Here is a 4,341-nt window from a genome sequence, read left to right on the forward strand (position 1 = left end):
CGGGGCGATGGCCCTGCTCGCGCTGATCGCCGGGCGCAATTTCAATGGTTCGGGGGGCGGGATCGCGCTGTTCACCCTCGCCGGGATGATGATTGCCAGCCTCGCCGGAGCGTTGACCGCGCTGGTGATCAGCCTTGCGCCCAACGCCTTTGCGACGAGCGAGATCGTCACCTGGCTGATGGGCGCGCTGACCGATCGCAGCTGGAACGATGTCTGGCTGGCGGCGCCGCTGACCCTGGCCGGAATCGCGGTGCTGATGCGAACAGGCAAGGCGCTCGACGCCCTGACCCTGGGCGAGGCGGCGGCCCGATCGCTGGGCGTATCGCCGGTTCGCCTTCAATATCTGATGATCGCCGGAATCGGCCTGGCGGTGGGAAGCGGGGTTGCGGTCGCCGGGATCATCGGCTTTGTCGGGCTGATCGTGCCGCATCTCGTGCGTCCGCTGACCGACCGCAGGCCCGGCTCGCTGATCGTGCCGAGTGCGCTCGCCGGCGCGCTGCTGGTGCTGGTCGCGGACTGCATTTGCCGGATCCTGCCGCTGGTCACCGAACTCAGGTTGGGTATTGCGCTGAGTCTGGTCGGCGCGCCGTTTTTTCTCGCCCTGTTGCTCCGGATGCGGAGGAACCTGGCATGACTCTCAGTTCCGAAAATCTCGTTATCCGGCTCGGCGCTGCGGAGGTCGTGCAGGATGTCTCGGCAAGTCTCGAGCGCGGGACGCTGACCGCCATTTGCGGCCCCAACGGCGCCGGGAAATCGACCCTGCTGGCGGCGATGGCCGGACTGATCGAACCTGCGAACGGGAAAGTCCTGCTCGACGGCACTCCGCTCGGCGCGCTCGATCCGCGCGAACGCGCCCGGATGATCGGCTACCTCCCGCAGGATGGCGAGATCGCCTGGGACCTTTCGGTGCACAATCTCGCCGCGCTGGGCCGCCTGCCGCATCGCGATGCCGGCGAACGGGATATCGCCGCGGCGCTAGAAGCCACCCACCTCACCCGGCTTGCCGACCGTCCGGTCTCGACCCTTTCGGGCGGCGAGCGGGCGCGGGCGCTGCTCGCGCGGGTCTTTGCAGGCGATCCTGCCTGGGTGCTGGCCGACGAACCGCTCGCCGCGCTCGACCTGTATCACCAGCGCGAAATCCTCACCGCGCTCCGCGCGGCAACCGGGCTGGGGCGCGGTGTGGTGCTCGTGCTGCACGATCTGGCCCTGGCGATGAACCATGCCGATCGGGTGTTGGTGCTCGATCGCGGGCAGCTGGCAGCCGACGGGCCGCCCGCGCAAGCGCTGGACGAAGGCATAATCGCGCAGGTCTGGGGCGTGGGCGCGCGCTGGCTGGGCGATGCCGGTTCGCGGGCGCTTTCGCTGCGCTAACGATCAGGGCTGCAAGAAACCCAGACCTATTGGCCGCCACCCTGCGCGCGCCAGACCGCCATCGCCCTGGCATACTCGGCTTCGCGCCGGGCCTTCTCGGCCTCGTAGGCGGCCTTGGCCGCGGCATCGTCGGCGGCGATCTTCGCCTTGGCCGCCTCGACTTCGGCCAGGCCGCGCTCGTAATCGGCAACAGCTTGCTCGTACCGCGCTTGTTCAGCTGCGTTATTGGCCAGTTGAGCCCTGGCAAACTCGGCCTGTTCCTGGTTGAGTTCGATCCTGTCGGTTTCCCCGCCCATCGACCGCTCATGCGGTGCCGGCGGAGCGGTTTGCGCAAGCGCCGGGGGCGCTGCCGCGACCAGCGCGCCGAGTGCCATAAGGGCAGTGAAGCCGGAAAGCGATGGCGTCCTCGTGGGCATGGTCATTGTTTGCTCCTTTGCGCTTGCCCAGAAATGGAACCCCGATCGCCAAAGCGCCATGATCCGGAGTGCAGATCGTCGCTTCTAATGCAGGATTGGCCGAATCCGCCCCCTTGACCAGCACGAACATTTAGGGAACATTGCCGCTCCGGCGCCCCTGCACTCTGGGGCACTGGACTCCTGTTCCTCAAGCCCCCAATTGATCGCCCATGAGTCTCACCACCATCTCCGTCCGCGGTGCCCGCGAGCATAATCTCAAGGGCTTCGATATCGAGCTGCCGCGCGAGAAGCTGATCGTCATCACCGGGCTGTCGGGCAGCGGCAAGAGCTCGCTCGCCTTCGATACGATCTATGCCGAGGGGCAGCGGCGCTACGTTGAATCGCTCAGCGCCTATGCGCGGCAGTTCCTCGAAATGATGCAGAAGCCCGATGTCGAGCATATCGACGGGCTCTCTCCCGCGATCTCGATCGAGCAGAAGACCACCAGCCGCAACCCGCGCTCGACCGTGGCAACGGTGACCGAGATCTACGATTACATGCGCCTGTTGTGGGCCCGCGTCGGGGTGCCCTATTCGCCCGCGACCGGCCTGCCGATCGAGGCGCAGACCGTTTCCAACATGGTCGACCGGGTGATGGCCTTGCCCGAAGGGACTAGGGCTTACCTGCTCGCCCCGGTGGTGCGCGGGCGCAAGGGCGAATACCGCAGGGAGCTCGCCGAATGGCAGAAGGCCGGCTTCACCCGCGTGCGGATCGACGGCGAGTTCTACGAGATCGACCAGGCGCCGGCGCTCGACAAGAAATACAAGCACGACATCGAAGTGGTGGTCGACCGGCTGGCGGTGAAGCCGGGGCTCGAGACGCGGCTGGCGGATTCATTCGAGACCGCGCTCAAGCTCGCCGAGGGGCTGGCCTATGTCGATTTGGCGGAAGGGACGGTGGCGGAACTGGCCCCCTCCGCCTCTCTGCGTTCGGCACCTCCCCCAGGGGGGGAGGATCGGATTGGCGCAAATCCTCCCCCCCTGGGGGAGGTGGCAGCGCGAGGCGCTGACGGAGGGGGCACTTCGCTCGGCGCGATGAAAGGCACCGGCATTCCCGCCAACCGGATCGTCTTCTCGGAGAAATTCGCCTGCCCGGTTTCGGGTTTCACGATCGAGGAGATCGAGCCGCGGCTGTTCAGTTTCAACGCCCCGCAGGGCGCCTGCGCAACCTGCGACGGGCTTGGCGAGAAGCTCCATTTCGATCCGCAGCTGGTGGTGCCGAACGAAGCGCTCAGCCTCAAGCAGGGTGCGATCGTGCCGTGGGCCAAGTCGAACCCGCCATCGCCCTATTACATGCAGGTGCTCTCGAGCCTCGCCAGGGCCTACGAGTTCGACATCGAGACGCCGTGGAACCAGCTGGCGCAGGACCAGCGCGACATCATCCTCCATGGCACCGGCGGCCTGCCGGTCGAGCTGACCTTCCGCGACGGGCGCAAGAGCTACACCGTCACCAAGCCGTTCGAAGGGGTGATCGGCAACCTCAACCGCCGCTTCGCGCAGACCGACAGCAGCTGGATGCGCGAGGAGCTCGGCCGGTTCCAGACCGCGCAGCCGTGCGAGAGCTGCGGCGGCAAGCGGCTCAACGAGAAGGCGCTGGCGGTGAAGGTGGCGGGCGAGGATATCGCCGGGCCAACCAAGCTCAGCGTCGCCGATGCGGTGGGCTTCTTCGCGACCCTGCACGAGCGGCTGACCGACACCCAGAACCAGATTGCCCGCGCGATCCTCAAGGAAATCAACGAGCGGCTCGGCTTCCTCAACAATGTCGGGCTCGACTACCTCAATCTCGACCGCACCTCGGGCACGCTCTCGGGCGGGGAGAGCCAGCGCATCCGCCTCGCCAGCCAGATCGGCTCGGGCCTCTCGGGCGTGCTCTACGTGCTCGACGAGCCTTCGATCGGCCTCCACCAGCGCGACAACGACCGCCTCCTGGAAACGCTCAAGCGGCTGCGCGACCTCGGCAACACGGTGATCGTGGTCGAGCATGACGAGGACGCGATCCGCAGCGCCGACCATATCGTCGACCTCGGCCCCGGCGCCGGCGTCCATGGCGGCGAGGTGGTGGCGCAAGGCACGCTCGAGGAAGTCCTCAAATGCCGCAAGAGCCTCACCGCCGCCTATCTCACCGGCGCGCGCAGGATCGAGGTCCCGGCCAAGCGCCGCAAGGGCAACGGCCACGCGCTCACGGTCAAGGGGGCGAGCGCGAACAACCTCAAGCAGGTCGATGCGCGCGTCCCGCTCGGCACTTTCTGCTGCATCACCGGCGTCAGTGGCAGCGGCAAGTCGAGCCTGGTGGTCGACACGCTCTATCCCGCCGCCGCCCGCGCACTCAACGGCGCGCGCGTCGTCGCCGGGCCGCACGCAGCGATCGCCGGGCTCGAATATTGCGACAAGGTGATCGAGATCGACCAGTCGCCGATCGGCCGCACCCCGCGCTCCAACCCCGCCACCTATACCGGCGCCTTCACCCAGATCCGCGACTGGTTCGCCGGCCTCCCCGAAAGCGCCGCGCGCGGCTA

General features: G+C 67.4%; 4 protein-coding genes. 3 read left to right on the forward strand and 1 reads right to left on the reverse strand.

Annotation, left to right across the window (positions count from 1 at the left end; all coding sequences use genetic code 11):
- A partial coding sequence (locus tag AC16XC_RS04410; protein WP_484033431.1) for a FecCD family ABC transporter permease occupies positions 1-634 on the forward strand: 634 nt, incomplete at its 5' end.
- Positions 631-1,371 carry an ABC transporter ATP-binding protein gene (locus tag AC16XC_RS04415; RefSeq protein ID WP_484033432.1) on the forward strand — a complete coding sequence of 247 codons (741 nt, stop codon included), beginning with the start codon at positions 631-633 and terminating at the stop codon, positions 1,369-1,371. The genes AC16XC_RS04410 and AC16XC_RS04415, both read left to right, overlap by 4 nt.
- Positions 1,372-1,397: 26 nt before the next feature.
- Here AC16XC_RS04415 and AC16XC_RS04420 read toward each other — a convergent pair whose 3' ends face one another.
- Positions 1,398-1,793, reverse strand: a complete 396-nt coding sequence (locus AC16XC_RS04420; RefSeq protein ID WP_484033433.1) for a hypothetical protein — start codon at positions 1,791-1,793, stop codon at positions 1,398-1,400.
- 203 nt (positions 1,794-1,996) lie between these two features.
- On the opposite strand from AC16XC_RS04420, the gene uvrA reads away from it, so the two are divergent.
- On the forward strand, positions 1,997-4,341 hold a 2,345-nt coding region (gene uvrA / locus AC16XC_RS04425; protein ID WP_484033434.1), incomplete at its 3' end, for an excinuclease ABC subunit UvrA.

The organism is Candidatus Andeanibacterium sp., assembly GCF_057143545.1.